Source organism: Cobetia sp. SIMBA_158 (assembly GCF_046566945.1).
GTDB classification, from domain to species: Bacteria; Pseudomonadota; Gammaproteobacteria; order Pseudomonadales; family Halomonadaceae; genus Cobetia; species Cobetia amphilecti.
Map to the genome: position 1 here is coordinate 1 of NZ_JAWJYL010001071.1, position 237 is coordinate 237.

1 protein-coding gene is annotated in these 237 nt (G+C 34.2%); it reads right to left on the reverse strand.

Annotation, left to right across the window (positions count from 1 at the left end):
- Positions 1-24 precede the first annotated feature (24 nt).
- Positions 25-237 (reverse strand): hypothetical protein (locus R2R70_RS23065; RefSeq protein WP_410979355.1); only part of this gene is annotated, 213 nt, incomplete at its 5' end.

A 237-nucleotide genomic window follows, 5' to 3' on the forward strand; every position in this document is an offset into this window, starting at 1 on the left:
AAAACATATTAACGAGTGATTTCATTATTCGTCTCCTTCAGCTAAACGCTTGTAAGTTAGTGCTTGTAATAATCGCCATAAGATAAATGAGATCAGCAATAGCGTTAAAATAGACAGTAATGCCAAAATAAATGGATGATCAGATAAGTGAAACCACACTAATGTATGGACTGGGATATGGCCTACAAAGTATTGCTCATCTACTTGAATGGTTTTAATACCCTGTGAGTTGATAAT